At 71.8% G+C, this 26,985-nt stretch carries 26 protein-coding genes and 3 pseudogenes; 8 read left to right on the top strand and 21 right to left on the bottom strand.

Translation table 11 applies throughout. The features are described 5' to 3' along the window. Positions 1–26 precede the first annotated feature (26 nt). The 3 genes from ACIGXP_RS20165 to ACIGXP_RS20155 all read right to left on the bottom strand — a co-directional run bounded on the left by ACIGXP_RS20165 (position 27) and on the right by ACIGXP_RS20155 (position 1,718). Entirely contained in the window at positions 27–419 is a 393-nt protein-coding gene (locus ACIGXP_RS20165) for a DUF2752 domain-containing protein (protein ID WP_399770495.1), read from the bottom strand. A gap of 235 nt (positions 420–654) precedes the next feature. Further along, positions 655–909 (bottom strand): HGxxPAAW family protein, encoded by a 255-nt coding sequence (locus ACIGXP_RS20160; RefSeq protein ID WP_399770052.1) that lies wholly within the window; start codon positions 907–909, stop codon positions 655–657. A 170-nt stretch (positions 910–1,079) separates the two neighbouring features. Further along, positions 1,080–1,718 (bottom strand): TIGR02234 family membrane protein, encoded by a 639-nt coding sequence (locus tag ACIGXP_RS20155; RefSeq protein ID WP_363213683.1) that lies wholly within the window; start codon positions 1,716–1,718, stop codon positions 1,080–1,082. Between the two features lie 167 nt (positions 1,719–1,885). On the opposite strand from ACIGXP_RS20155, the pseudogene ACIGXP_RS20150 reads away from it, so the two are divergent. After that, a pseudogene (locus ACIGXP_RS20150) lies at positions 1,886–2,032 on the top strand (subtilase); the annotation flags it as partial. Positions 2,033–2,038: 6 nt separating this feature from the next. Here ACIGXP_RS20150 and ACIGXP_RS20145 read toward each other — a convergent pair. Together ACIGXP_RS20145 and hisI are read right to left on the bottom strand one after the other, a co-directional pair. After that, positions 2,039–3,517, bottom strand: a complete 1,479-nt coding sequence (locus tag ACIGXP_RS20145) for an anthranilate synthase component I (protein WP_399770050.1) — start codon at positions 3,515–3,517, stop codon at positions 2,039–2,041. An 11-nt stretch (positions 3,518–3,528) separates the two neighbouring features. Further along, complete coding sequence (gene hisI / locus ACIGXP_RS20140) at positions 3,529–3,981, bottom strand: phosphoribosyl-AMP cyclohydrolase (protein ID WP_399770048.1); 453 nt, start codon at positions 3,979–3,981, stop codon at positions 3,529–3,531. A gap of 119 nt (positions 3,982–4,100) precedes the next feature. Between hisI and ACIGXP_RS20135 the strand changes: the two genes are divergently transcribed. After that, a complete protein-coding gene (locus ACIGXP_RS20135; protein ID WP_363213578.1) occupies positions 4,101–4,736 on the top strand; it encodes a TIGR03085 family metal-binding protein in 636 nt (211 codons plus the stop codon). A 91-nt stretch (positions 4,737–4,827) separates the two neighbouring features. On the opposite strand, the pseudogene ACIGXP_RS20130 reads toward ACIGXP_RS20135, so the two are convergent. The 11 genes and pseudogenes from ACIGXP_RS20130 to hisD all read right to left on the bottom strand — a co-directional run. Beyond that, a pseudogene (locus ACIGXP_RS20130) lies at positions 4,828–5,445 on the bottom strand (MFS transporter); the annotation flags it as partial. A gap of 453 nt (positions 5,446–5,898) precedes the next feature. Next, a pseudogene (locus ACIGXP_RS20125) lies at positions 5,899–6,531 on the bottom strand (MFS transporter); the annotation flags it as partial. A 14-nt stretch (positions 6,532–6,545) separates the two neighbouring features. Next, the gene (locus ACIGXP_RS20120) at positions 6,546–7,133 is read right to left on the bottom strand and encodes an ArsR/SmtB family transcription factor (protein ID WP_399770045.1); all 588 of its coding nucleotides are present in this window, start codon (positions 7,131–7,133) and stop codon (positions 6,546–6,548) included. A gap of 84 nt (positions 7,134–7,217) precedes the next feature. After that, complete coding sequence (gene hisF, locus ACIGXP_RS20115; RefSeq protein ID WP_399770043.1) at positions 7,218–7,973, bottom strand: imidazole glycerol phosphate synthase subunit HisF; 756 nt, start codon at positions 7,971–7,973, stop codon at positions 7,218–7,220. Positions 7,974–7,997: 24 nt separating this feature from the next. Then, positions 7,998–8,390, bottom strand: coding sequence for a RidA family protein (locus tag ACIGXP_RS20110; RefSeq protein ID WP_363213573.1), 393 nt, complete (start codon positions 8,388–8,390; stop codon positions 7,998–8,000). Continuing rightward, entirely contained in the window at positions 8,387–9,112 is a 726-nt protein-coding gene (gene priA, locus ACIGXP_RS20105) for a bifunctional 1-(5-phosphoribosyl)-5-((5-phosphoribosylamino)methylideneamino)imidazole-4-carboxamide isomerase/phosphoribosylanthranilate isomerase PriA (protein WP_363213572.1), read from the bottom strand. The genes ACIGXP_RS20110 and priA overlap by 4 nt, the downstream gene beginning before the upstream one ends. 3 nt (positions 9,113–9,115) lie before the next feature. Then, entirely contained in the window at positions 9,116–9,760 is a 645-nt protein-coding gene (gene hisH / locus ACIGXP_RS20100) for an imidazole glycerol phosphate synthase subunit HisH (RefSeq protein WP_399770040.1), read from the bottom strand. Further along, entirely contained in the window at positions 9,757–9,921 is a 165-nt protein-coding gene (locus ACIGXP_RS20095; RefSeq protein ID WP_363213570.1) for a hypothetical protein, read from the bottom strand. Before ACIGXP_RS20095 ends, hisH begins: the two co-directional genes overlap by 4 nt. A 4-nt stretch (positions 9,922–9,925) precedes the next feature. Then, a complete protein-coding gene (hisB, locus tag ACIGXP_RS20090) occupies positions 9,926–10,519 on the bottom strand; it encodes an imidazoleglycerol-phosphate dehydratase HisB (RefSeq protein ID WP_030783530.1) in 594 nt (197 codons plus the stop codon). After that, positions 10,516–11,628, bottom strand: a complete 1,113-nt coding sequence (locus ACIGXP_RS20085; protein ID WP_399770037.1) for a histidinol-phosphate transaminase — start codon at positions 11,626–11,628, stop codon at positions 10,516–10,518. The genes hisB and ACIGXP_RS20085 overlap by 4 nt, the downstream gene beginning before the upstream one ends. Continuing rightward, positions 11,625–12,950 (bottom strand): histidinol dehydrogenase, encoded by a 1,326-nt coding sequence (hisD, locus tag ACIGXP_RS20080; RefSeq protein ID WP_399770035.1) that lies wholly within the window; start codon positions 12,948–12,950, stop codon positions 11,625–11,627. Before hisD ends, ACIGXP_RS20085 begins: the two co-directional genes overlap by 4 nt. Before the next feature lie 163 nt (positions 12,951–13,113). Here hisD and ACIGXP_RS20075 point away from each other — a divergent pair, with 163 nt between their 5' ends. The 4 genes from ACIGXP_RS20075 (at position 13,114) to ybaK (ending at position 17,189) form a co-directional block, all read left to right on the top strand. Beyond that, positions 13,114–14,691, top strand: a complete 1,578-nt coding sequence (locus tag ACIGXP_RS20075) for an oxidoreductase (RefSeq protein WP_399770033.1) — start codon at positions 13,114–13,116, stop codon at positions 14,689–14,691. Between the two features lie 139 nt (positions 14,692–14,830). Further along, positions 14,831–15,916 (top strand): hypothetical protein, encoded by a 1,086-nt coding sequence (locus ACIGXP_RS20070; RefSeq protein ID WP_363213566.1) that lies wholly within the window; start codon positions 14,831–14,833, stop codon positions 15,914–15,916. A gap of 11 nt (positions 15,917–15,927) precedes the next feature. Further along, a complete protein-coding gene (locus ACIGXP_RS20065; RefSeq protein ID WP_399770031.1) occupies positions 15,928–16,668 on the top strand; it encodes an LON peptidase substrate-binding domain-containing protein in 741 nt (246 codons plus the stop codon). Between the two features lie 17 nt (positions 16,669–16,685). Further along, positions 16,686–17,189, top strand: a complete 504-nt coding sequence (gene ybaK, locus ACIGXP_RS20060; RefSeq protein ID WP_399770028.1) for a Cys-tRNA(Pro) deacylase — start codon at positions 16,686–16,688, stop codon at positions 17,187–17,189. 269 nt (positions 17,190–17,458) lie between these two features. On the opposite strand, the gene ACIGXP_RS20055 is transcribed toward ybaK, so the two are convergent. From ACIGXP_RS20055 to ACIGXP_RS20040, 4 genes are all read right to left on the bottom strand, one after another. Further along, positions 17,459–18,094 (bottom strand): AAA family ATPase, encoded by a 636-nt coding sequence (locus tag ACIGXP_RS20055; RefSeq protein WP_399770026.1) that lies wholly within the window; start codon positions 18,092–18,094, stop codon positions 17,459–17,461. Positions 18,095–18,128: 34 nt separating this feature from the next. Then, a complete protein-coding gene (locus ACIGXP_RS20050; RefSeq protein WP_399770024.1) occupies positions 18,129–18,950 on the bottom strand; it encodes an ABC transporter permease in 822 nt (273 codons plus the stop codon). A 133-nt stretch (positions 18,951–19,083) separates the two neighbouring features. Next, on the bottom strand, positions 19,084–20,097 hold the full coding sequence (locus tag ACIGXP_RS20045; RefSeq protein ID WP_399770021.1) for an ABC transporter ATP-binding protein: 1,014 nt from the start codon (positions 20,095–20,097) through the stop codon (positions 19,084–19,086). A 93-nt stretch (positions 20,098–20,190) separates the two neighbouring features. Further along, entirely contained in the window at positions 20,191–21,408 is a 1,218-nt protein-coding gene (locus ACIGXP_RS20040; protein WP_399770019.1) for an NYN domain-containing protein, read from the bottom strand. Positions 21,409–21,634: 226 nt separating this feature from the next. On the opposite strand from ACIGXP_RS20040, the gene ACIGXP_RS20035 reads away from it, so the two are divergent. After that, on the top strand, positions 21,635–21,811 hold the full coding sequence (locus tag ACIGXP_RS20035; RefSeq protein ID WP_363219615.1) for a hypothetical protein: 177 nt from the start codon (positions 21,635–21,637) through the stop codon (positions 21,809–21,811). 71 nt (positions 21,812–21,882) lie between these two features. Here the strand turns inward: ACIGXP_RS20035 and dnaE are convergent, their stop codons facing one another. Continuing rightward, entirely contained in the window at positions 21,883–25,422 is a 3,540-nt protein-coding gene (gene dnaE, locus ACIGXP_RS20030) for a DNA polymerase III subunit alpha (protein WP_363219616.1), read from the bottom strand. Positions 25,423–25,645: 223 nt separating this feature from the next. Here dnaE and ACIGXP_RS20025 point away from each other — a divergent pair, with 223 nt between their 5' ends. Further along, complete coding sequence (locus tag ACIGXP_RS20025) at positions 25,646–26,971, top strand: DUF2252 domain-containing protein (RefSeq protein ID WP_363219617.1); 1,326 nt, start codon at positions 25,646–25,648, stop codon at positions 26,969–26,971. Positions 26,972–26,985 lie beyond the last annotated feature (14 nt).

Below are 26,985 nucleotides of genomic sequence, written 5' to 3'. Positions count from 1 at the left end.
CCACTTCCTGGACGTCCGCCGGGTGATCAGGGATGCAGCCAGCCGCCCGACGGCAGGTTCCGGACCGCCGTGAACACCAGCAGCACCGCACCGGCGGCCCAGAGGTGCACCGGTCCCAGGCCCACGCGCATCGGCCGGCCGCGCGCCGCGCGGATCACCCACACGGTCCACAGCACGGCGAAGCCCAGGTAGGCGGCGACACCCAGCGCGTTGTCGCGCAGGGCGGTGAGAAGGTCGCCGTGGACGAAGGCGTGCGCGCTGCGCAGGCCGCCGCAGCCGGGGCAGTACAGGCCGGTGATCCGGTACAGCGGGCAGACGGGGTAGTGACCGGGTTCGTTCGGGTCGACGGCACCGACGTAGGCGAAGGCTCCGGCGACGGCGGTGAGGAGCCCGACCGGGATGGCGAGGCGCCGCCACAGCGGGTCTGCAGGGGCGGCATACCGGGCCGGGGGCGTGACTGCGGATGGAGCCGGGGGACTGTCGGCGTTCACTCGGACATTGTCCCCTGAAGCCGACGGCACTGCAGCTCCCCGGGGCGCGGGGGTGGGCACGGCCCCGGCGGCACGACTGCCCGCAGCTGCGTCCGTACACCGCGAGGGGCGGCCCGCATCCTCTCCGGATGCGGGCCGCCCCTCGGGAAAGCAGTGTCCGCGCTCAGCTCTCCGCGCCGACCGGCTCGCGGGTCGCGGCGGGCGCCCCGGCCACCAGGAGGGGCTTCCGGTCCGCGCCGAGGCCCATGGCCTTCATGATGCCGCCGACCACCGCGCCGCCGAGGGCGAGCACCATGCCGGCCCAGAAGCCGACAGCGTTGGCCATCACCATGAAGGCGCCCGCGACGCAGAAACCGATGAAGGAAATGATGACACCGGTCCAGGCGGCCGGGGTGTGACCGTGGCTGCTGCCCGCCATGTCTGTGCTCCTCGTTGCTGTGTACGTGTCCCAGGAGAGCGTCGTACGTGTCGTACCGCTCCGAGCCCGCCCGTCACTGTCCGAGCCGGACGCTCGGCGTCCATTGTCCCGTACGGGATCGCCCGCCGGACGCGGGGGTGGCGTCTGTTTCGCCACACCCGGGGCGGGGGTCAGGCGCCCGTCGGATCCTCGCCCCGGTCCAGGGCCTTCCAGATCTCCTCGGGCCGCTCCGGGTCGACCGGCCGGGCCCTGCGGCGCGGGCGGTCGGTGCCGCGCTCGTAACGGCCGGACATGGCGGGCCACAGGCTGCCGTAGCGCAGGGCGAGCAGACCGGCGAGCAGGATCAGCACACCGCCGACGGCCGCGACGTACGGCCAGCCGGTGTGGCTGAGCGCGGCGACGGTGGCGGAGGTGTCGCCGCTCGCCTGGGCGGCCTTCTCGTCCAGTGCGGAACTGTCGGAGGCGGCGACGAGTGCGGCGGCGGTGATGCCGGCTCCGGACAGCGCGAGCAGCCCGGCGACGACGAGCCGGCCGGCCCTGCGGACGGCGAAGACGGCGACGAGCGCGGCGAGGCCCACTATGGCGAGGGCCGCGGGGACGCCCGTGACGTCGCTGCCCTTGGCGGTGAGCGGGAACGCGCCGCCGGCCACCGTCGCGGTGCCCTCCGCCCAGCGCTGCCGGGTCGCGAGCAGCGCCACGGCCGCGCCGAGCGCACCGCACAGGAGGGCCACGGCGAGGCTCCGCCGGCCGGACCGGACGGGCGCGGCGGCTTCGGTACGGGGGTGAGGTACAGCAGTCACGCGTACCACTATCGCCTGAACCCCGCGCGAGCCGACACCCGGGTCCGTCAAGCCATGGGCGGGTCGAGTTTCAGCCATGATCCGCTCAGGAACGGCACATGAACTCTCAGGAACCGCGAAGGAAGGTTCCCAGTTCAACATCCATCTTGTTGACGTGACCCCGCCATCCGTACGTCCCGTACGCGCACACCTCGGCGCTGAACGACGTCACCGGCGGCTCCAACGGCAGCTGCGGCGGCTCGTACCTGTGCACCGGCACCACCGGCTACGACGGGCCGTCGGGGCTCGGCACCCCGAACGGCACCGCCGCGTTCACCGGCTGAACCCTCCTATGAGCTGAGCCGGTTGGCCGTGTGCACCGCGCGGAGGACCGCCGCCGCCTTGTTGCGGCACTCCTGGTCCTCCGCCACCGGGTCGGAGTCGGCGACGATGCCGGCTCCGGCCTGCACATATGCCGTGCCGCCCCGGAGCAGCGCCGTACGGATGGCGATCGCGGTGTCCGAGTCGCCCGCGAAGTCCAGGTAGCCGACACAGCCGCCGTACAGGCCGCGCCGGGACGGCTCCAGTTCGTCGATGATCTGCATCGCGCGGGGCTTGGGCGCGCCGGAGAGGGTGCCCGCCGGGAAACAGGCGGTGAGCACGTCGAAGGCGGTGCGGCCCTCGGCGACCCTGCCGGTGACCGTGGAGACGATGTGCATCACGTGCGAGTAGCGCTCGATGGACATGAAGTCGACCACCTCGACCGAGCCGGGCTCGCAGACCCGGCCGAGGTCGTTGCGGCCGAGGTCGACCAGCATCAGGTGCTCGGCGCGCTCCTTGGGGTCGGCGAGCAGCTCCTCGGCGAGGGCCTGGTCCTCCTGCGGGGTGGTCCCGCGGGGCCGGGTGCCGGCGATGGGGTGGACCATCGCCCGCCCGTCCTCGACCTTCACCAGCGCCTCGGGGGACGAGCCGACGACGTCGAAGCCGTCGAAGCGGAACAGGTACATGTACGGGGACGGGTTCGTGGCCCGCAGCACCCGGTAGACGTCCAGGGCACTGGCGGTGCACGGGGCCTCGAAGCGCTGCGAGGGCACGACCTGGAAGGCCTCGCCCGCGCGGATGCGTTCCTTGATGTCCTCGACGGCCACCTGGAAGTCCGGGCCGCCCCACAGCGCGGTGTACTCGGGCAGCTCGGAGGGCGGCAGGACGGCCGGGGGCTGGGCGACCGCGCGCGTGAGGTCGGCCTCCATGGCGTCGAGGCGGGCCACGGCGTCGGCGTAGGCCTCGTCCACTCCGGTGTCGAGGTCGTTGTGGTTGATCGCGTTGGCGATCAGCAGGACCGAGCCCTCCCAGTGGTCCATGACGGCGAGGTCGCTGGTCAGGAGCATGGTCAGCTCGGGCAGGTTCAGGTCGTCGCGCTCGCCGGGGCCGATCTTCTCCAGGCGGCGGACGATGTCGTAGCCCAGATAGCCGACCATGCCGCCGGTGAAGGGCGGCAGGCCCTCCTGGTGAGGGGTGTGCAGGGCCTGGATCGTCGCCCGCAGGGCGGCCAGCGGGTCACCCTCGACGGGGACGCCGACGGGCGGGGTGCCGAGCCAGTGGGCCTGTCCGTCGCGCGCGGTCAGCGTGGCGGCGCTGCGGACTCCCACGAAGGAGTAGCGGGACCAGGAGCGGCCGTTCTCCGCGGACTCCAGCAGGAAGGTGCCGGGGCGCTCCGCGGCGAGCTTGCGGTAGAGCGCGACCGGGGTGTCGCCGTCGGCGAGGAGCTTGCGCGTGACCGGGATGACACGCCGGTCGGTGGCGAGCTTGCGGAAGGTCTCGAGGTCCATGGCGGCTGACCTTACTGATCAGTGGTCCGGACGGCGGAATCGGCGTCCCTGAGGAGCACGTCCTCGTCGAAGCAGGTGCGCGCGCCGGTGTGGCAGGCCGCGCCCAGCTGGTCGACCTTGACCAGCACGGTGTCGGCGTCGCAGTCCAGGGCGACCGACTTCACCCACTGGACGTGGCCCGAGGTGTCGCCCTTGACCCAGTACTCCTGGCGGCTGCGGGACCAGTAGGTGCAGCGGCCGGTGGTCAGCGTGCGGTGCAGCGCCTCGTCGTCCATCCAGCCGAGCATGAGCACCTCACCCGTGTCGTACTGCTGGGCGATGGCGGGCAGGAGTCCGTCGGAGCTGCGCTTGAGGCGGGCGGCGATCTCCGGGGCGAGGCCGCTGGGGGGCACACTGCGGGGCGAAGCGCCTCCGTCGGGGGCGGTGGTCGGGCGACGGGCGGGAGTACCGGTCGTACGGGTCATGGGTGCCATTGTGCCGCGCGGGTACGACAACGCCGGTGCCGTGTCCATTGGATGGTCACGGCGGCGCGACGGGGTGGTGACGGTTGGGCGGACGCGGCGCCTGGTCGTAGGCTGATCACATGTCGACCTTCGCCAAGCGTGAACGGCTTCTGCTCGCCGACCTCTTGGAAACCGTCGGTCCGGACGCGCCGACCCTCTGCGAGGGCTGGCGCACCCGGGACCTGGCCGCGCATGTGATCGTGCGCGAGCGCCGCCCGGACGCGGCCGGGGGCACGCTGATCAAACAGCTCGCGCCGCGCCTGGAGAAGGTGATGGCCGAGTACTCCGCGAAGCCGTACGAGGAGCTGATCCAGCTGATCCGTACCGGCCCGCCGCGCTTCTCGCCGTTCCAGCTCAAGCAGGTCGACGAGGCGGCCAACATCGTCGAGTTCTACGTCCACACCGAGGACGTCCGCCGTGCCCAGCCGGACTGGAGCCCGCGTGAGCTGGACCCGGTCTTCCAGGACGCCCTGTGGTCCCGGCTGGAGCGCACCGCGCGGCTGGTGGCCCGGGGGGTGCCGACGGGGCTGGTGCTGCGCCGCCCGGACGGGCAGACGGCGGTGGCGCACCGGGGTGCGCCGGTGGTGACGGTGACCGGAGAGCCGTCGGAGCTGCTGATGTTCGCGTTCGGCCGGCAGAACGCGGCGAAGGTGCAGGTGGACGGCGACGCGGACGCGATCGCCAAGCTGCACGAGTCCAAGCAGCTGGGCATCTGATCCGGGCGGTCGGGCAGCCGACCGGGCCCGGGCTTCGGGAGCCGCACCCGCTGGGGTCCGGCGCGGCCGGTCCGGTCGGCGCGGTGCGTGATCAGCCGGGCAGTTCCGCGCGGCGCAGGGCCGGTACGACGAGGAAGACGAGCCCGCCGAGGCCGCACACGGCGGCGCTGACCACGTAGACCGGCCCGAGCCCCCAGACGCCGATCGCGGTGGCCGCGACGGGCATGCTCAGCGGGGTGAGACCGAGGCTGACCAGGCTGGAGACGGCAGTGACGCGGCCCAGGCGGGCGGGGTCCGACTGGGTCTGCAGCAGGGCTCCGCACAGGGCGCCGCTGAGCCCGGTGAGCAGGCCGACGAGCAGGGCCGTACCGACGGCCGCCGCCAGGGTCGGCGCGAACGCGAGGGCGCCGACGGCCACGGATCCCGCGGCGCACGCGCACCCGGTGACCAGTCCGGCGCGCGGCAGCCGTCCGCGGACCGTCAGCAGCAGCGAGGCGGCTCCCGCACCGACCCCGAATCCGGCCAGTACCCAGCCCATGCCGGAGGCCCCCCAGCCGCGATGGTCGGCGAGCAGCGTCAGGCCGACGTTCAGCGGACCGACGAACCCCAGGTCGCCGAGGGCGATGGCCAGCATCAGCGGGGCCAGGACGCGGTGCCGGCGGATGTACCGCAGACCGACGCGAAGGTCACTCCAGACGGTACCCGCCGCACCGGGCACGTCGTCCCGCACGGTCCCCGGCACCGCGGGCGCGTCGTCCCGGGTGGTTCCCGGCACCGCGGGCGCGTCGTCCCGGGTGGTTCCCGGCACCGCGGGCGCGTCGTTCCGGGTGGTCCCCGGCACCGCGGGCGCGTCGTTCCGGGCGATCCCCGGCACCGCGGGCGCGTCGTCCCGGGTGGTCCCCGGCACCGGAGGTGCATCACCGTCGGCGAACCCCCGCACCGCAGACGCATCCCCCTCAGCGACCCCCAGCACCACGGTCGCGTCGCCCCGCGCGACCCCCCGCACCGCAGGTGCCTCGCACCGGCCGACCGCCGGCACCGCAGGCGCATCACCCCGGCCGACCCCCGGCACCTCAGACCCACCACCCCAGGCGACTCCCAGCACCTCGGACACGTCATCCCCGACCGTCCCCGGCACCTCGGACGCGTCCCCCCGCACCGGCCCCGCCTCCCGCGCCGCCCGGTGTGCCGGCAGGTCCCGTACCTGTACGGACAGCAGCAGTGGCACGGAGACGGCGATGAGCAGGCCGGCGAGCGCGAAGGCCGCCGGCGCGCCGCCGACGGCCACGCCGAGGCCGCCGAGCGGTGCGCCGACGACGCCGGCGAAACGGATGGCGAGGCCGCGCATGCCCTGGACCCGGGCGAGCTGGTCCTTCTCGGTGAGGCGGGCCGGGAGAGCGCCGACGGCGGGCATGAAGACGGCGTCGACGGTGCCGAAGACCAGCGCCAGCAGGGCGAGTGGCCACAGACCGGGGCGGGTGACGGCCAGCAGGGCGGCCACGGCGAGGACCGCGGCGCAGCGCACGGCGTCACTGCCGATGACGACCCGGCGCGGCCCGAACCGGTCGGCGACGACTCCCCCGCCCAGCATCAGCACGGCCCTGGGCAGCGCGCTGGCCGACATCACCAGCCCGGCCTGCGCAGGCGTCCCGGCCCGCACGGCGGCCCAGGACAGGGCGAGGTAGTAGATGTTGTCGCCCAGCATCGAGGAGGTGTAGGCAGCGAGCCAGCGCCGGACGTTGGGGTCGCGGTGGGCCTGCGGGGCGGTCGCCGGCGGTATGAGCGTGGTGGTCACGGAGGAGGGCCCTCTCAGACGCGGAACGGGAAGCCGTACACGTGCAGCGCGACGTGCTCGCGCCCTTCGGTGTCGCCGGCGGCCTCTCGGGCGCGCCCCTGCTCGTCGTAGCGTTTGAGCAGGTCGTGCATGTCCTTCTTCAGTCCGGCCAGTTCCTCGGCGGTCAGCCTGAGCAGCGACTCGGAGTCATGGGCGGCCGTGTTCCACTCCGCGCCCCAGTGGGCCCGCTCGTCCAGGTATCTGCGGTACATCTCGGCGCGCTGTTCCAGGAACATGCGCGAGGCCGCCAGATGGGCGGCCACCTTCTCGGGGGCGTCCTGGAAGTCCTGGTCGCGGATGGAGACGCCTTCGGAGGAGGGCTGCCACCAGCGCTCGCGGGCGTCCGCGCTGCGCGGCTCGGCCTCCTCCACCAGGCCGTGCTCGGCGAGCTTGCGCAGGTGGTAGCTGACCAGCGAGACGGCCTCGTCGACCTGTTCGGCGAGCTGCGAGGCGGTGGCCGCCTCGGCGATGAACAGCAGCCGGTACAGCTTCATGCGCAGCGGGTGCGCGAGCGCCTTCAGGGTGCCCACGTCCGTGATCCGGCGCTCCTCTTCCTGTGCCATACCCCCACGCTAGATACGAAAGAAAAGTTGCACAACAGATTTTGCGCAACTTCCCTTTCGCATCTGCCCTGCATCAGCGGGGCGTCACCGCACCGGGTGCCCGGCCTCCCGCAGCGTCTGCTTCACCTCGCCGATCCTCAGGTCGCCGAAGTGGAAGACCGACGCGGCCAGTACCGCGTCCGCGCCGGCCTGGACGGCCGGCGGGAAGTGGGCCAGTGCACCGGCGCCGCCGGACGCGATCACCGGGACGGTCACGTGCTTGCGGACGGCCGCGATCATCTCCAGGTCGTAGCCGTCCTTCGTGCCGTCCGCGTCCATCGAGTTCAGCAGGATCTCGCCCGCGCCCAGCTCGGCCGCCCGGTGCGCCCACTCCACGGCGTCGATGCCGGTCCCTCTGCGGCCGCCGTGGGTCGTCACCTCGAAGGAGCCCGACTCGGTGCGGCGGGCGTCGACCGACAGGACCAGGACCTGGCGGCCGAAGCGCTCGGCGATCTCGCGGATCAGGTCCGGACGGGCGATCGCGGCGGTGTTCACGCCCACCTTGTCGGCGCCCGCCCGCAGCAGCTTGTCCACGTCCTCGGCCGTGCGGACACCGCCGCCGACCGTCAGCGGGATGAACACCTGCTCGGCGGTGCGGCGCACCACGTCGTACGTCGTCTCCCGGTTGCCCGAGGACGCGGTGATGTCCAGGAACGTCAGCTCGTCGGCGCCCTCGGCGTCGTACACCTTCGCCATCTCGACCGGGTCGCCCGCGTCGCGCAGGTTCTGGAAGTTGACGCCCTTGACGACCCGGCCGTTGTCGACGTCCAGGCAGGGGATGACTCGGACCGCCACGGTCATGAGGTCACGGCTCCTTAGGAGGCCCTACTGGCCTCTGAATGCTTCTAGTTCCACTTCGACCAGGATGCGCGGGTCGACGAAGCCCTCGACGACCAGCAGGGTCGAGACCGGGCGTACGGAGTCGAAGATCTCCTTGTGCGCCCGGCCGACGGCGTCCACGTCCCGCACATGGGTCAGGTACATCCGCGTACGGATGACGGAGTCGATGCCGAGTCCGCACTCGCCGATCGCCTCGATGGCGCTGGTGAAGGCCACTTTGGCCTGTTCGTAGGGGTCGCCCTCGCCGTACAGCACATCGCCCCGGAAGGACGTCGTGCCCGCCACCAGCACACGGTCGCCCGCCGCCACGGCACGTGCGAAACCGAAACTCTCTTCCCAGGGACTTCCGCTCTGCACGCGCCGCACGGCTTCGGTCATGACGACACAGCCTCCAAGGCCTCTTCCAGGGTGAACGCCTTCGCGTACAGGGCCTTCCCGACGATGGAGCCCTCGACACCGAGGGGTACCAGCTCGGCGATGGCCCGCAGATCGTCCAGGGACGACACGCCGCCCGAGGCCACGACCGGGCGGTCCGTCGCCGCGCACACGTTCTTCAGCAGCTCCAGGTTCGGGCCCTGCAGCGTGCCGTCCTTGGCGATGTCGGTGACGACGTACCGGGCGCAGCCCTCCTTGTCGAGGCGTTCCAGCGTCTCGTAGAGGTCGCCGCCGTCGCGGGTCCAGCCGCGGCCGCGCAGGGTGGTGCCGCGCACGTCCAGGCCGACCGCGATCTTGTCACCGTGCTCGGCGATGACCTTGGCGACCCACTCCGGGGTCTCCAGGGCGGCCGTGCCGAGGTTGACGCGCGTGCAGCCGGTGGCCAGGGCGGCGGCCAGCGAGGCGTCGTCGCGGATGCCGCCGGACAGCTCCACCTTGATGTCCATCGCCCGGGCGACCTCGGCGATCAGCTCGCGGTTGTCGCCCGTGCCGAAGGCGGCGTCCAGGTCGACCAGGTGCAGCCACTCGGCGCCGGAGCGCTGCCAGGCGAGGGCGGCCTCCAGCGGGGAGCCGTAGGAGGTCTCGGTCCCGGACTCGCCGTGCACGAGGCGGACGGCCTGGCCGTCACGGACGTCGACGGCGGGGAGGAGTTCGAGCTTGGCCATGGTCTACAGGGTTCCGATCCAGTTGGTGAGGAGCTGGGCACCGGCGTCGCCGGACTTCTCGGGGTGGAACTGGGTGGCCCACAGGGCGCCGTTCTCCACGGCGGCCACGAACGGCTTGCCGTGCGTCGACCAGGTGACCTTGGGGGCCTCGATCACCGGGTTGTGCGTCTGAAGGGCCCAGTCGTGGACGGCGTAGGAGTGCACGAAGTAGAAGCGGGCGTCGGCGTCCAGGCCGGCGAACAGCTGGGAGTCGGCCGGGGCCTCAACGGTGTTCCAGCCCATGTGGGGCACGACGTCGGCCTGGAGCGGCTCGACCGTGCCGGGCCACTCGTCCAGGCCCTCGGCCTCCACGCCGTGCTCGATGCCGCGCGCGAACAGGATCTGCATGCCGACACAGATGCCCATCACGGGCCGCCCGCCGGACAGCCGGCGGTCCACGACCCAGTCACCGCGGGCGGCGCGCAGGCCCTGCATGCAGGCGGCGAAGGCACCGACGCCCGGCACGAGCAGTCCGTCGGCGTTCATGGCCTTGTCGAAGTCGCGCGTTATCTCGACGTCGGCGCCCACGCGCGCGAGGGCACGCTCGGCGGAGCGGACGTTGCCGAAGCCGTAGTCGAAGACGACGACCTTTTTCGTTGCAGCGCTCAATTCCACACCTCCAGCCGCATGACGCCCGCGACGAGGCACAGGCCCGCGCCGATGGAGAGCAGCACGATGAGGCTCGTGGGCATCTTCTGCTTGACGAAGGAGATGATGCCGCCGACCAGAAACAGGCCGACGACGATCAAAAGGGTCGAAACACCGTTCATGGGTTTACAGCGCGCCCTTCGTGGAGGGGAGGATGCCGGCCGCGCGCGGGTCGCGCTCGGAGGCGTAACGCAGCGCCCGGGCCAGGGCCTTGAACTGGCACTCCACGATGTGGTGCGCGTTGCGCCCGTAGGGCACGTGCACGTGCAGCGCGATCTGCGCCTGGGCCACGAAGGACTCCAGGATGTGCCGGGTCATCGTGGTGTCGTACTCGCCGATCATCGGCGCCATGTTCTCGGGCTCGGTGTGCACCAGGTAGGGCCGGCCGCTCAGGTCGACCGTCACCTGCGCCAGCGACTCGTCCAGCGGAACCGTGCAGTTGCCGAAGCGGTAGATGCCCACCTTGTCGCCGAGCGCCTGCTTGAAGGCGGCGCCGAGTGCGAGGGCGGTGTCCTCGATGGTGTGGTGGGAGTCGATGTGCAGGTCGCCGTCGGTCTTCACGGTCAGGTCGAACAGGCCGTGCCGGCCGAGCTGGTCGAGCATGTGGTCGTAGAAGCCGACGCCGGTGGCGATGTCGGTCCGGCCGGTGCCGTCGAGGTCTATCTCGACGAGGACCGAGGTCTCCTTGGTGGTGCGCTCCACGCGTCCAACGCGGCTCATGAACCCTGCTCCTTCTTCATCTCACGGACCGCGTCGAGGAACGCGTCGTTCTCCTCCGGGGTTCCGGCCGACACCCGCAGCCACCCCGGTACACCGTTGTCCCGGACCAGGACGCCCCGGTCGAGGATCTTCTGCCAGGCCTCGTGGGCGCTCGCGAACCGGCCGAACTGCACGAAGTTGGCGTCGGACTCGACGACCTCGTAACCGGTCGCGCGCAGCTCGGCGACCAGCCGGTCCCGCTCGGCCTTCAGCTGCTCGACGTACTTCAGCAGCGTGTCGGTGTGCTCCAGCGCGGCCAGCGCGGTCGCCTGGGTGATCGCCGACAGGTGGTACGGCAGCCGGACGAGCTGGACGGCGTCCACGACCGCCGGGTCGGCGGCGAGGTAGCCGAGGCGCAGGCCCGCCGCGCCGAACGCCTTCGACATGGTCCGGGAGACGACCAGGTGCGGCCGTCCCTCCAGCAGGGGCAGCAGCGAGTCGCCGTGGCTGAACTCGATGTACGCCTCGTCCACGATCACCATCGACGGCTTGGCCGCCTGGGCCGCCTCGTACAGCGCGAGGACCGTCTGCGGCGGGACCGCGTTGCCCGTGGGGTTGTTGGGGGTGGTGATGAAGACGACGTCCGGCTTGTGCTCGGCGATCGCCCGCTCGGCGGCGGCGAGGTCGATCGTGAAGTCCTCCTTGCGGGGACCCGAGATCCAGCCCGTGCCCGTGCCGCGCGCGATGAGCGCGTGCATCGAGTACGACGGCTCGAAGCCGATCGCGGTACGGCCCGGTCCGCCGAAGGTCTGCAGCAGCTGCTGGATGACCTCGTTCGAGCCGTTGGCGGCCCATACGTTCTCGATGCCGAGCGGGTACTTGCCGGTCTTCGTCAGGTACTTGGCCAGCTCCGTGCGCAGCTGGACCGCGTCCCGGTCGGGGTAGCGGTTCAGGTCACGGGCGGCCTCCCGCACCCGCTCCGCGATCCGCTCGACCAGCGGCTCCGGCAGCGGGTAGGGGTTCTCGTTGGTGTTCAGCCGTACGGGGACGTCCAACTGGGGCGCGCCGTAAGGGGACTTGCCGCGCAGCTCGTCCCGTACGGGAAGATCGTCGATCCTCACGTCGCTCACTTGCTCTCGGGTACCTTCCAGCCGAACCTCGCCTTGATCGCCGCGCCGTGCGCCGGCAGGTCCTCCGCCTCCGCCAGCGTCACCACGTGATGCGCGACCTCGGCCAGCGCGTCCTTCGTGTAGTCGACGATGTGGATACCGCGCAGGAAGGACTGCACGGACAGGCCCGAGGAGTGGCAGGCGCAGCCGCCGGTGGGCAGGACGTGGTTGGACCCGGCCGCGTAGTCGCCGAGCGAGACGGGGGCCCAGGGGCCGATGAAGATCGCGCCCGCGTTCTTCACCCGGTCCGCCACGGCCGCCGCGTCGGCGGTCTGGATCTCCAGGTGCTCGGCGCCGTACGCGTCGACGACCCGCAGGCCCTCCTCGATGCCGTCGACCAGCACGATCGCGGACTGCCTGCCCCGCAGCGCGGGCACGATCCGGTCCTCGACGTGCCTGGTGGCAGCGACCTGCGGCTCCAGCTCCTTCTCCACCGCCTCCGCCAGCTCCACGGAGTCGGTGACCAGCACGGCCGCCGCGAGCGGGTCGTGCTCGGCCTGGCTGATCAGGTCCGAGGCCACGTGCACCGGGTCGGCGGTGTCGTCCGCGAGGATCGCGATCTCCGTCGGACCGGCCTCCGCGTCGATGCCGATCTTGCCGGTGAAGAAGCGCTTGGCGGCGGCGACCCAGATGTTGCCGGGGCCGGTGACCATGTTGGCGGGGGGGCAGGACTCGGTGCCGTAGGCGAACATCGCGACGGCGGTGGCGCCGCCGGCCGCGTAGACCTCGTCCACGCCGAGCAGCGCGCACGCGGCGAGGATCGTCGGGTGCGGCAGGCCCCCGAACTCGGCCTGCGCCGGGGAGGCGAGCGCGATGGACGCGACGCCGGCCTCCTGCGCCGGTACGACATTCATGATCACGGAGGAGGGGTAGACGGACCGGCCGCCCGGCGCGTACAGCCCGACGCGCTCGACCGGCACCCACTTCTCGGTGACGGACCCGCCGGGCACGACCTGGACGGTGTGCGTGCTGCGGCGCTGCTCGCGGTGGACCAGACGGGCGCGGCGGATGGACTCCTCCAGGGCCGCGCGCACGGCCGGGTCGAGGGCCTCCAGCGCGTCGGTGAGCGCCCGGGCCGGGACACGGACGGATTCCAGCCGTACTCCGTCGAACTTCTCGGCGAAGTCGATCAGCGCCGCGTCGCCACGATGATGCACGGCCTCGCAGATCGGACGCACCTTCTCCAGGGCGGCCTGAACGTCGAAGTCGGCTCGGGGCAGCAGGTCGCGCAGGGCGGGGCCCTCGGGAAGGGCGTCGCCACGCAGATCGATTCGGGAAATCACAGTCCCAATTCTCTCAGACCGGCGTCGCGAGCCGGTGGCGCGTATCAATGGCTGATACAGAACGTGGCCGAACTCGGAAGATCACCCTCACCTTTAGTGTTCCGGACGTCACACAGCGGGCATGAACGGCTGTACGAAAGTACGGGACCAGGAGAGGACAAAGGTGACCGAGGGGGCCGGCTTCGTCGCCGGAGACCTGCCGGAGGGGCTGACCGCGGCCGAGGCGGGCATGTGGCAGGCCTTCCGCAACGGCACTGTGTACGACCTGAGCAGCGGGGACACCGTCGTGGACGACCCGCACGGCGAGCACCCCTGGGGCGCCGGGCGCGCGGTGCGGGCGCGGATCGTGGCCTGGCTGCTGCTGGACGGTCCGCCGGCGCTCGCGGGGCGGGTGTCCTCGCTGAAGCTGACCGGGGTGCGGATCACCGGCACACTGGACCTGTCGGGCGGCACGGTACAGCCGTACGTCGAGCTGCGCGGCTGCCGCTTCGACGAGGAGGTCCGGCTGCCAGAGGCCCGGTTCACGACCCTGCGCCTGGTGGACTGCGCGGTGCCGCGCCTGGAGGCCGCCCGGGTCCACACCGAGGGCGACCTGCATCTGCCGCGCTGCCGTTTCCAGCAGGGCGTCCGGCTGACGGACGCGCACATCGGCACCGATCTGCTGCTCAACCAGGCGGTCGTGCACCGCGACCGCAGCGGGCGGTCGATCGCGGCGGACGGCCTGACGGTCGGCCAGGACCTGCAGGCGGAGCTGCTGGAGTCGCACGGCGAGCTGAGCCTGCGCGCCGCGCAGGTCGGCGTCTCGCTCAGCCTGCGCGGCGCGAAGCTCGACAATCCGTACTCCCGCTACGCCCTGAACGCCCCCCAGCTGACCGTCGAGCGGACCCTGTATCTGACGCCGGCCGGCGTGGGCAGCCCGCTGTTGAGCGGTACCACACCCGCGCGCGGGACGCGGATCCAGCCGTTCGAGTGCCGGGGCGGGCTGCGGCTGGACGACGGACGTTTCGGGGACGCCGTCGACCTGGAGCGGGCGCGGTTCGTCCTCGCCGACGACCAGGTGCTGTCGATGCGCCGGATGCAGACGCCGGAGCTGCGCTTCCTCGGGGACGCCCCGCAGTGCGGCCAGGTGCTGCTGTCCGGTGCGCGGATCGTCAACCTGGTGGACCGCGCGGCCAGCTGGCCGGGTCCGGGCAGTCTGCACATGGGCGGCTTCACCTACGAGAACCTGGTCCCGCGGGGCCCGTTCCCGCTGACCCGGCGGCTGGACTGGGTGGCGGCGGCCACCGCCGAGTACAACCCGGAGCCGTACGAGCGGCTGGCCGCGGTGCTGCGGGAGGCCGGGGAGGACGAGGACGCCCGGGAAGTGCTGCTCGCCAAGCAGCGCCGGCGCCGGGAGACGCTGCCACCGGCCGCGAAGGTCTGGGGATACGTCCAGGACCTGACGGTCGCCTACGGCTATCGGCCGGGCCGGGCCGCCGTGTGGATGGCGGTGCTGTGGGCGGCGGGCACGCTGGCGTTCGCGCACGCGGACCATCCGCCGATGAACCACGACGGCCACCCGTACTGGAGCCCGGCCCTGTTCACCCTGGACCTGCTGCTGCCGGTGATCGACCTCGGCCAGGTCGGCCAGTGGCAGCTGCGGGGCGTCTGGCAGTGGCTGGCGGCCGTGATGATCATGCTCGGCTGGATCCTGGCGACGACGGTGGCGGCAGGGGCGACCCGGCTGCTGAGACGGGGCTGACCCGCGCAGGAAACGGGACGGGACGGATACACCCGAACAAAAGTTGAACAGTCACCTTTACCGGTCCTTGACCCAGGACCGTACAACTTTCCGCGACTTCGGCCAACCCTCTGGCGCACCGCCCACCTGCGGTCTTTCAATGGTCGACACCATGGCTCTGCTGCCTTCGTTCATCCGCCCCACTCGGATGACCAAACGCTCCGCACGCCCGGCCGGCCGTCCGCCGTCCGGCGACGAGGCCGTGCTCGACGCACCCGACGACCGGCTCTCGCCCGCGCTGGTGGCGGCCGGCCGGGGCGAGTACGACGCCGCGGCCCGCCTGCTGGCCGCCACCCGCGCCGCCGCCGCCTGGGAGAACCACGAGCGGTACGTGCGGCGCCTGGCCGCCTTCGCCGGCTCCCGCCGCGAGTGGTTCACGGCCTGGCGCGCCGCCGCCCCGGACGACCCCGGACTTCTGGTGGTCCAGGCGCAGCTGGCGGTGGACCGGGTCTGGCCCTCACCGGCCCGCGCCGAGCTGCTGCGCGAGGTGAGCCCGCTGATCACGGCCGCCGCCCGCGCCGACGACCGCGACCCGGTGCCCTGGCGGATCGCGCTGGACCACGCGCGCGGCTCACGGGCCGGCCACCGGTACTTCGAGGAACTGTGGGCGGCGGCCGTCCGGCGCGCCCCGCACCACTACGGCTGCCATGTGGCCGCCCTGCGCTACCTGGCCGCCTCCTGCTGCGTCCAGTGGGGGGACACCCCGCACACCCCGCGTGCCTCGCACCGCGAGTGCTTCGACTTCGCCGACCAGGCCGCTCAGGACGCCCCGGCCGACTCGCTGGTCCAGGCCCTGCCGGCCCGGGCCGCGTTCGGCTACCTGACCGACGGCTGCGGGCCCGAGGTACCGCGCTCCCGGCTGGACGCCGCGGCCGACCGGGCGCTGGCGCTGTCCGCCCGTTTCCCGGCGGCCGACCCGTGGCCCGCCGAGGTCCGCAACAAGCTCCTGTACGTCCTGATGCGCCTGGACCGCTGGGAGGACGCCCGTGCCCAGCTGGGTCTGATCGGCCCGTACGCCACGTCCTTCCCCTGGGAGCGCTTCTCCGACGACCCGCTCGGCCACTTCCTGCGGCTGCGCGAACACCTGCTGACGCCGGGTCCGCGGCCCCTCCCCGCGGGGCTGACGACCTGGCCGCCGGTCCCGCTGGGCGAGCGCGGCGGACACGACCGCGCCGGTGACCACTAGGCTGGGGCGCCGTGACCACCGTCCGTCTCCCGCTCTTCCCGCTGAACACGGTGCTGTTCCCGGGGCTCGTGCTGCCGCTCAACGTCTTCGAGGAGCGCTATCGCGCCATGATGCGCGAGCTGCTCAAGACCCCGGAGGACGAGCCGCGCCGGTTCGCCGTCGTGGCCATCCGCGACGGCCACGAGGTGGCGCCGAGCGCCCCCGGCATGCCGGACCCCACGGCACAGCCCGACCGCGGGCCGTCCGCGGGCTTCGGCCCGGACCCGCTCAAGGCCTTCCACTCAGTGGGCTGTGTCGCGGACGCGGCGACCATCCGGGAGCGGGCCGACGGCACGTTCGAGGTACTGGCGACGGGTACCACCCGGGTACGGCTGGTCTCGGTCGACGGGTCGGGGCCGTTCCTGACCGCGGAGCTGGAGGAGCTCCCGGAGGAGCCGGGTGACGAGGCGGGCGCGCTGGCCGAGGGGGTGCTGCGCTCCTTCCGCCAGTACCAGAAGCGGCTGGCCGGCGCCCGCGAGCGCTCGCTGTCCACGGGCGCGGACCTGCCCGACGACCCGTCGGTGGTGTCCTACCTGGTGGCGGCGGCGATGGTGCACGACACACCTACCAAGCAGCGGCTGCTCCAGGCGCCCGACACCGCGTCCCGGCTGCGTGACGAGCTGAAACTCCTTCGCGCGGAGACGGCCATCATCCGTAGCCTGCCGTCACTGCCCGCGTTCGAGCTGACGCGTACGCCGACCAGTCTGAACTGAGAGACCAGCACGCACCGATGGCGAAAAAGCCCAAGAAACAGCAGCAGTCCGGGGGCACCCCCGCGACGGTCGCCCTGACGTCGGCCGGCCTGGACTTCACGGTCCACGCCTACGACCACGACCCCGCGCACCCGTCCTACGGCGAGGAGGCGGCCGAGGCCATGGGAGTCTCGCCCGACCGCGTCTTCAAGACCCTGGTGGCGGACGTCGACGGCGCCCTGACGGTGGCGGTGGTACCGGTGTCCGGCTCGCTCGACCTGAAGGCCCTGGCGGCGGCGGTGGGCGGCAAGCGGGCGACGATGGCCGACCCGACACTGGCCGAGCGGACCACGGGGTACGTGCGCGGCGGCATCTCACCGCTCGGCCAGCGCAAGAAGCTCCCGACGGTCCTGGACGACTCCGCGAAGGCCCACGAGACGATCTGCGTGTCGGCGGGCCGCCGGGGGCTGGAGGTGGAGCTGGCCCCGGGTGATCTGGCGAAGCTGACGGGCGCGGTGCTGGCACCGATCGGCAGAGGCTAGCGGGCCCGGTGCCGTGCGGGTCGGCCGAGACGCGGTGCCGACCCCGGACAGAACGGGACCCGTCAGCCCGGGGCCGCCCGAGCATGCGCCTGGCCCACGGCCGACCGGGCCCGTGCGCTTCCGGCGACCGGGACCGGTCCGGCGCGCGGGCAGCACGGGGCCGGTCGGGCGGGCAGAACCCACGGCCGGCCGGGCCGGTGCGCTTGCGGCCCACCCCGGACCGGTCGTGCGGGTGGGAAACGCGGGGGCCAGGGGGCGGAGCCGCCTGGCTACGGCGCCTGCGGATACGTCTCCTCGGGATCCCGGGGCCCGAACAACGCCGTGAGCCCGAGATGGACCAACAGCGCGGCCAACGGCCACGCCAGCAGCGCACCCTTCGCCCCCAACTTCAACGGCGCCGAGAAGGTGACCCCCTTCCCCACCGCCTTCGCATGCGCGAGCACGTCGGACTCGGGCCCCAGCCATGCCCCCAGCCGCCACGCCAGCAACGACCCGAGCAGCGCGCCCAGGCCCAGTGCCACCGCTATCGGCACGCCGCCGCGCCGGCGCAGCAGAAAGACGGCCACCGCGCTGACGAGCCCGAAGCCCAGCCCCAGCAGGGTGAACGTGCCGTCCACCCCGACCGCCTGCTCGCCCTCGCTGTCCTTGAGATAGACCACCCAGCCGCCGCCGGCCCGGTCGCCGACCAACGGCACATGCGGCGCCAGCCACCACCACAGCAACCCCAGCAGCACCCCGCCCAAAGCGACGGCCGCCGTGATCACGGCGGCATCCCGCACTTCGGTCTTCATCCCGGGGCCGTCCTGTTCATACCTTGCCTCGCCCGGCGCCCCGGCAGGCGGCGGCGCCTGCCGGACCTCGTGCGGGGAGTTGTCGTGCGGTGGCGGAGTCAACGGTGCGGTCACCCTGCCATCGTGCCAGGTGGCGCCGTGCGCCGCGTCACCGGACGGCGGCCCTGCGGTACGCCCAGGTCGCGACGGCCAGCGAGACGACTCCGACACCCGCGCACACCCCCAGGTCGACGAGCACGACGGCCCAGTCCGGGTGTGCCCCGAAGGTCCGGGCGTACGCCTCCACGCCGTAGGTCGACGGCAGCAGATCCCGCGCCAGCCGGATGATCTCCGGCATCCGGTCGGCCGGGAGCACCCCCAGCAGCAGCGCCGCCGACATGCCCAGCTGCCCGAGCAGCGTGGCCAGCTCGGGCCGCGGCGCGAGCAGCCCGCAGGCGGCGCCGAGCCCGGACAGCGCGGCCCCGGCCAGCGGGATCACGGCCAGCAGAATCCACAGGTTGGACAGCGGCAGCCCGAACAGCACGCACCCGAAGACGGCCGTCACCAGCGTCCCCGGCACCGTGAAGGAGGCGTACGCAGCCGCCGCGCCCAGCACCACCGCGGCCGGCGGCACGGGCAGCGTGGCGTAATGATCGAGCCCACCGCTCGCCCGCAACTGCCCGAAGTACTGCGACAGAAGATTCAGGGCCACGTACGCCACGACCAGGACCGACGACCCCGCCACCACCGACTGGGCCTCACTGCCGCTGTCGACGACACCGCGCATCATCACGGCGATGCCGACGGACTGGAAGGTGGCGACGAACAGCAGCGGGATCCGCGCCACCCGGGCCCTGGACAGCTGCGCCCGGTAGACGGCCACCAGCGACGGCCACAGCCGTGCGGGCGGCCCCAGCTCGGCCGCGGCCGGCGTCGTCTCGGGCACGACCCGGCCGCCGCCCGGCAGAACCTCGGCGGGTACGACACTCACGACGAGCTGCTCCTCTTTCCTACGGCAGTCGTACGGACCACCGGGACGGCAGTCGCACGGACCACCGGGACGGCGGTCGCGCGGACCCCTCCGGCAGTCCCATGACCCCATACGCAGGGCACGACCGCCGCGCTCACGCCTTCACCAGCCCCTGCCGTGCCGCGCCGCCCAGCGCCAGATAGACGTCCTCCAGGCTGGGCGTGGCGAGTGTGAAGTCGTCCAGCGCGGCGAAGGCGGCCCCACCGGTCACGGTGGCGACGGCGGCGCGGGCCTCCTCGGGCCCGAGCCGGAGGGTCCAGCGCCGGCCGGACTCCACCGCACGCTCACGCAGCACGGCCACCTCGGGCACCTCCAGCGGTGCCTGCTCCCGCCACACCAGCTCGACCCGCACCTCGCCGGCGACCTGTTCCTTCAGCCCGGCCGGGGTGTCGCAGGCGATGACGCGGCCCCGGTCGATGACGGCGACCCGGTCGAGCACGGTCTCGGCCTCGATGACGTTGTGGGTGACCAGCAGCACGGTCGTACCGCGCTCGGCGCGCCGCCGGTCCACGGCCGCCCAGACCGCGCGCCGGGCCACCGGGTCCATGCCGGTGGTCGGCTCGTCCAGCACGAGCAGCGGCCGCTCGCCGACGAGGGCGGCGGCGAGGCAGGCGAGCCGTCGCTGCCCGCCGGACAGCTTCTTGAGCGCCCGCCCGGCGATCGGCGCGAGCCCCAGCTCGTCCAGTACGGCGTCCCGCTCGGCCCGCGCCCGGTGTACGTCCAGGCCACGCAGGCGTCCCGTGGTCTCGGCGGCGAGGGAGACGGTCAGCTCGTCCAGCGCGGAGGACTCCTGGCCCAGGTAGGCGAGGATGCGCGCGGCGCGCTCCGGGTGCCTGACGATGTCGTGCCCGAGGATCTCGATGCTGCCGCTGTCCGGCCGGAGCAGCCCGGTGAGCTGCCGTACGAGCGTGGACTTGCCGGCGCCGTTCGGCCCGAGCAGCCCGAACACCTCGCCGCGCCGCACGTCCAGCTCGATCCCGTCGGTGGCCGGCACCGCCGGGGTCCCCGGCGCACCGCGCCGTCCCTTCACGGCCGGGTAGGTCTTCCGGAGCCCGCGCACGCGTACGACCTCGTCATGCCGAAGTGCCTGTGCCGCGCGCGTACTCACAAGGGACGAGGGTACGGGGTCGGGGGCCTTTACTCGCCTTTGGGGCCACTTCCGTACGTCCTCCGCAGGAAATCCCGCCGCAACGCGCTCGGCTCACTCCCCCGCCATGCTCTCCGCCGCAGCCGGAACGTCGATCTCCCGCCAGAACCCCGCCCGAATGGCGTAGCGGTCGTGCTCGTCGATCTGGTCGTCCTTGTGGGCGAGCAGCCCGAACCGCGCGGCGTACCGCAGCAGCTCCCCGTCGATGCGGTGCGGGATGCGCGGATACATCTGCGACAGCTTCTGCAGATGACCCTGGTCGCCGAGCCGGGACATCCAGCGGCGCGCGAAGACCTGCCCCACCTCGTACGGGTCACCGCCGACGGTGGTGATGTCCTCCTCACGGTCGGCCCACCGCTGCTCGGCCGTGGTGAGCTGGGCGAGGGTCGGCATGGAGGCGACATCGGGCGGCTCGGCGACCCCGCCCGGCCGGTCCACCCACCCCTTGTCGGAGGACCAGCGCAGGGTCGCGGTCGCGGGGTGCTGGACGGGCTGGCTGCCGGGGGCGCGCAGCGCGGCCAGGTCCTTCGGCGTCGGTACGCCCTTGGAGGCGGCGGCCCGCTCCTGGGTGCCGTTCCCCGCCGCGGCGGCGGCCGGCGGGGGCGCCCCCTGCTCGGCCGACCGCTCGGCCGCGGCCGAGAGCGCCGACTCGGGCAGGGGCGCGGAGAGGATCGCGGCGATCTCGGGCCGGGGCGCGGGCGGCGGCGCGCAGACGCTGGTCAGTTCCTTGGCGCGGACGGCCTGGGTGATCCAGGCGCGGTCCAGGACGCGCCGCTCGTCGGCCTCGGCCACCAGGTCCTCGGACTGGTTGTAGTCGCCGTCGGCGGCCTGTACGGCCCACAGGTGAACGGCGACGCCGTGTTCCTTGGCGGCCATCATGCCGGGCAGCAGATCGCCGTCGCCGGTGACGAGGACGATGTCGGAGCAGGCGCGGTTGCGGGCCAGCTCGGTCAGCTCGGCGTGCATGGCGGCGTCCACGCCCTTCTGCGCCCAGCGTCCGTCGCTGCGGGTGAGGGCGCCGAGGCGGACGGTGACACGGGGCATCACGCGCAGCCGGCGATGCTCCGGTTGGGGGACACGGTCGGGGGCGCCGTCGAACCAGTAGATGCGCAGCAGCGGGCGCTCGGTCTCCGACTCGGCGCGTTCACGCAGGGCCTGGATCAGCGCGGTGTGATCGACGGCGATCCGGGACCGCGAGGGCTCACCGGCGAGGAGGCTGGCGGCGGCTCCCAGCAGGTACCCGGCGTCCACCAGGACGATGCAGCGGTCCACGCGACTCACCCTCTTCCCGGGAGGTTTTGCTTCGGACTTCCTTCGAGTCTGCCCGACCGCGCGGAGGTTAACGGCCCGAACTCGATCTTCGGCGTGGCGTTTGCGGAATCCCGCCGCCCCACCACCCCTGTTACAGAGGGTAATTATCCGACATGCGCCTGATGTCAGCGTATGTGAATCTGGTCCCGGCCCTGGCCCCTAGATCCCCCACAGGAGGCAGATCACCATGGCCAAGAACAAGAACCGCAAGCAGGGTGGCCCGCAGAACCGCGCTCCGCAGGCCGAGCAGGCTCACGAGCACGGGCAGCGGTCGCAGGAGGCCCACGAGTCTCCGGTGGCGCACATCCAGGGCAGCTCCGCGGATGTTCCTCGCAAGAAGCAGAAGAGCTTCGGCCACAACTAAAGGGCAGTTGAAGCCCAGGCACAGTGAAGGGGCGCACCCGCGCAGGGTGCGCCCCTTCACACGTCATCGGCTCAGCCCGCCAGGCAGGACGGGCCGAGCAGCACCTTCAGGTCGCCGAACAGTGCCGGGTCGGGCTTGACCCGGTGCCGGTCCAGGCGCAGCACGGTGGTCTTGCGCGGGCCCTGGAGCTTGATGCGGACCTCGCTGTCGCCCTTGTGGTGGCTGAGGATCTCGCCGAGCCGGCTGACCATGGGCGGAGTGACCTTCACGGCCGGGATGGTGAGGATCACCGGTGCGTTGGTGCCCGCGTTGGACAGGTCCGGGACCATCAGCTCCATGGCGACGAGCCGCGGCACGTCCTCGCGCTTGTCGAGGCGGCCCTTGACGAACACGACCGCGTCCTCGACGAGTTGGGTCGACACCAGCTGGTAGGTCGCCGGGAAGAACATGCACTCGATGGAGCCGGCGAGGTCCTCGACGGTGGCGATCGCCCAGGCGTTGCCCTGCTTGGTCATCTTGCGCTGCAGGCCCGAGATGATGCCGCCGATGGTGACGACCGCGCCGTCCCCGTGCTCGCCGCCGGTGAGCTGGGCGATGCCCGCGTCGGCCTTGTCGGCGAGGACGTGTTCCAGACCGAAGAGCGGGTGGTCGGAGACGTACAGACCGAGCATCTCCCGCTCCTGGGCGAGCAGGTAGGTCTTGTCCCACTCGTCGGGGGAGAACTCCACGTCGAGTCCGAAGCCGGGTTCGCTGCCGGTGTCCTCGCCCATGCCGCCGAAGAGGTCGAACTGCCCCTCGGCCTCCTTGCGCTTGACCGCGACCACGTTGTCGATCATCGGCTCGTACTGCGCCATCAGACCCTTGCGGGTGTGGCCCATCTCGTCGAAGGCGCCGGCCTTGATCAGCGATTCGGTGGTGCGCTTGTTGCAGACCACCGCCTCGACCTTGTCGAGGTAGTCGGGGAAGGAGACGTACTTCCCCTTGGCCTTGCGGCACTTGATGATCGACTCGACGACGTTGGTGCCGACGTTGCGGACGGCGGACAGGCCGAAGAGGATCACGTCGTCGCCCTGGGCGGCGAAGTTCGCCTCGGACTCGTTGACGTTCGGCGGGAGCACCCGGATGCCCATGCGGCGGCACTCGTTGAGGTAGACCGCGGACTTGTCCTTGTCGTCCTTGACGGACGTCAGGAGCGCGGCCATGTACTCGGCGGGGTGGTTCGCCTTGAGGTAGGCGGTCCAGTACGAGACCAGGCCGTACGCGGCGGAGTGCGCCTTGTTGAAGGCGTAGCCGGCGAAGGGGACCAGCACGTCCCACAGGGCCTGGATGGCCTCGTCGCTGTAGCCGTTCTTGCGGGCGCCGGCCTGGAAGATGACGAAGTTCTTCTCCAGTTCCTCCGGCTTCTTCTTGCCCATGACGCGGCGGAGGATGTCGGCCTCGCCGAGCGAGTAGCCCGCGATGATCTGGGCGGCCTTCTGCACCTGCTCCTGGTAGACGATCAGGCCGTAGGTGACGTCCAGGACCTCCTTGAGCGGCTCCTCCAGCTCCGGGTGGATCGGCGTGATCTCCTGCTGCCCGTTCTTCCGGAGGGCGTAGTTCGTGTGGGAGTTCATGCCCATCGGGCCCGGCCGGTACAGGGCCGACACGGCGGAGATGTCTTCGAAGTTGTCGGGCTTCATCAGCCGCAGCAGGGACCGCATGGGGCCGCCGTCGAACTGGAAGACGCCGAGGGTGTCGCCGCGCTGGAGCAGCTCGAAGGTCGTGGGGTCGTCCAGCGGCAGGGACAGCAGGTCGATGTCGAGGCCCTTGTTGGCCTTCACCATCTTGACCGCGTCGTCCATGATCGTGAGGTTGCGCAGGCCCAGGAAGTCCATCTTCAGCAGGCCGAGCGACTCACAGCTCGGGTAGTCCCACTGGGTGATGGTCACACCGTCGGTGTGCCTCACCCAGACCGGGACGTGCTCGGTGATGGTCTCGCTGGACATGATCACGCCGGCGGCGTGCACACCCATCTGCCGGACCAGGCCCTCCACACCGCGCGCGGTGTCGATGACCTTCTTCACGTCCGGCTCGTTCTCGTACATCCCGCGGACCTCGCCGGCCTCCGAGTAGCGGGGGTGGCTGGGGTCGGTGATGCCGGACAGCGGGATGCCCTTGCCGAGGACGTCGGCGGGCATGGCCTTGGTGATGCGGTCACCCATCGCGTACGGGTAGCCCAGCACGCGCGCGGAGTCCTTGATGGCGTTCTTGGCCTTGATGGTGCCGTAGGTGCCGATCATGGCGACCTTGTCGGCGCCGTACTTCTCGGTCACGTACCGGATCACCTCGACGCGCCGGCGCTCGTCGAAGTCGATGTCGACATCGGGCATCGAGATGCGCTCGGGGTTGAGGAACCGCTCGAAGATCAGGCCGTGCGGGATCGGGTCGAGGTCGGTGATGCCCATGGCGTAGGCGACGATCGAGCCTGCGGCGGAACCTCGGCCGGGGCCGACCGCGATGCCCTGCTTCTTGGCCCACATGATGAAGTCGGCGACGACGAGGAAGTAGCCGGGGAAGCCCATCGAGATGATGGTGTCCATCTCGTAGTCGGCCTGCTTCTGGCGGTCCTCGGGGATGCCGCCGGGGTAGCGGCGCTCCATGCCGCGGCGGACCTCCTCCTTGAACCAGGTGACCTCGGTGTAGCCCTCGGGGATGTCGAACTTGGGCATGAGGTCGCGCTTCTCGAACATGCCGGTGGTGTCGACCATCTCGGCGACGAGGAGCGTGTTGGCGCAGCCCTCCTGCCAGGCGTCCGAGGAGTCGATGGCGTACATCTCGTCCGTGGACTTCAGGTAGTAGCCGGTGCCGTCGAACTTGAAGCGGTCCGGGTCGGAGAGGTTCTTGCCGGTCTGGATGCACAGCAGGGCGTCGTGGGCGCCCGCCTCGTGCGCGTAGGTGTAGTGCGAGTCGTTGGTGACCAGCGGGGGGATGCCGAGCTTCTTGCCGATCTCCAGCAGGCCGTCACGGACCCGGCGCTCGATCTCGATGCCGTGGTCCATCAGCTCCAGGAAGTACTTGTCCTTGCCGAAGATGTCCTGGTACTCGGCGGCGGCCTTGAGGGCCTCGTCGAAGTGGCCGAGGCGCAGCCGGGTCTGCACCTCGCCCGAGGGGCAGCCGGTGGAGGCGACGATGCCCTCGGACCACTGGGCGATGGTCTCCTTGTCCATCCGGGGCCACTTCTGCAGCCAGCCCTCGGCGTAGGCGTCCGAGGAGAGGCGGAAGAGGTTGTGCAGACCCGTCTTGTTCACGGCCCACATCGTCTTGTGGGTGTAACCACCGGAACCGGAGACGTCGTCCCGCTTCTGGTGCGGCTGGCCCCAGAGGATCTTGCGCTTGTTGCGCCGGGACTCGGGGGCGACATACGCCTCGATCCCGATGATCGGGGTGATTCCGGCCTTCTTCGCGGTGTGGAAGAAGTCGTACGCCCCGTGGAGGTTGCCGTGGTCGGACATGGCGATGTGCGTCATGCCCATCTCGTTGCAGGCGTTGAACATGTCCTTGAGCCGCGCGGCACCGTCCAGCAGCGAGTACTGGGTGTGGACGTGCAGGTGCGTGAACGGCGGCTTTGACACGGTATGGCCTCCAACGGAAACACGGGGCGACGGGTTGGCGGACGGTTCTGGGGTCAGCGTCGAAGTCTATGCCCCGGCACTGACACTCGCGGGCCTCATCCGCGTACCTTCATGCGGGAACCGGGCACTCCCGCGCGGCGTCGCCCGTTGGAGACGGCGGAAGCGCCGTCGTACCCATTCATGCACATTCATGCACCACTCCCGTACCAGGAGGCATCTCGCGATGTCGGTCCCCCAGCTCAGCGACGAGCAGCGCGGCGAGGAGATCCTCGCCGTCTTCGACACCGCCTTCGGCCGGCTCCTGGCCGCCGACCCGGCCGCGTTCCGGGTGAAGTTCCGGAAGATGGCGGCCTCGGCCTTCGCGTTCTACCGGGGCACGGCGTGCCTCTTCTACCACGACCTGGACGCGGACAAGCGCGGCGGGCCGTACCTGGACGACCGCACCTCGCGGGTGTGGATCCACGGCGATCTGCACGCGGAGAACTTCGGCACGTACATGGACTCGAACGGCCGCCTGGTCTTCAACGTCAACGACTTCGACGAGGCCTACGTCGGCCCGTTCACCTGGGACCTGAAGCGCTTCTCCGCCTCGATCGCGCTCATCGGGTACGCGAAGGCGCTCAGTGACGAGCAGATCACCGAGCTGGTGTCGGTCTACGCGGCGGCCTACCGCGAGCGCATCCACGCCCTCGCCACGGGCGCCAAGAGCGACGAGGTGCCGCCGTTCACCCTGGACACCGCTGAGGGCCCGCTGCTGGGCGCGCTGCGTGCCGCCCGCTCGCTCACCCGCTTCGAGCTGCTGGACTCGATGACCGAGATCCGCGACTTCGAGCGCCGCTTCGCGCCGGGCGGCGGCTCCATCGAGCTGGACGCCGCCACCCGCTACAAGGTCCTCGCCGCCTTCGACGGCTACCTGGAGACCCTGCCGGACTCCTCCCTGGCCCGCCCCGACTCGTACCGCGTGAAGGACGTCGTCGGCCGCCGCGGCATCGGCATCGGCTCGGCCGGCCTGCCGTCGTACAACATCCTCCTGGAGGGTCACAGCGACGCCCTGGAGAACGACGTCGTGATCTACATCAAGCAGGCCCAGACCCCGGCCGTCTCCCGGCACATCACGGACCCGGCGATCGCCGGCTACTTCCAGCACGAGGGTCACCGCACGGTGATCTCCCAGCGCGCCCTGCAGGCGCACGCCGACCCGTGGCTGGGCTGGACCGAGCTGGACGGCGCGGGCCAGCTGGTCGCCGAGGTCTCGCCGTACGCCGTCGACCTGGACTGGGGCGACATCGACGACCCCGAGGAGATCGCGGCCGTCGTCGCCGACCTGGGCCGGGCCACCGCCACCATGCACGCGGCGGCGGACGACCAGTCCGGCGAGTCCCTGGTGCCGTTCTCCACCGAGCGGGCCATCGACGCGGCGCTCGCGGCCGACGAGGAGGGCTTCGCGCCCCTGCTGGTGGACTTCGCGCACGGCTACGGCGCACGCGCGCGTGCCGACCACCAGATCTTCGTCGACCTGTTCCGCAACGGCCGGATTCCGGGGCTGTAACCTTCGCGCGCTCA

This window comes from Streptomyces sp. NPDC053069 (genome assembly GCF_044546895.1).
Taxonomy (GTDB): Bacteria; Actinomycetota; Actinomycetes; order Streptomycetales; family Streptomycetaceae; genus Streptomyces.
The sequence above is the reverse complement of the archived record's forward strand: the minus strand, read 5'-3'. Positions and strand labels throughout refer to the sequence as shown.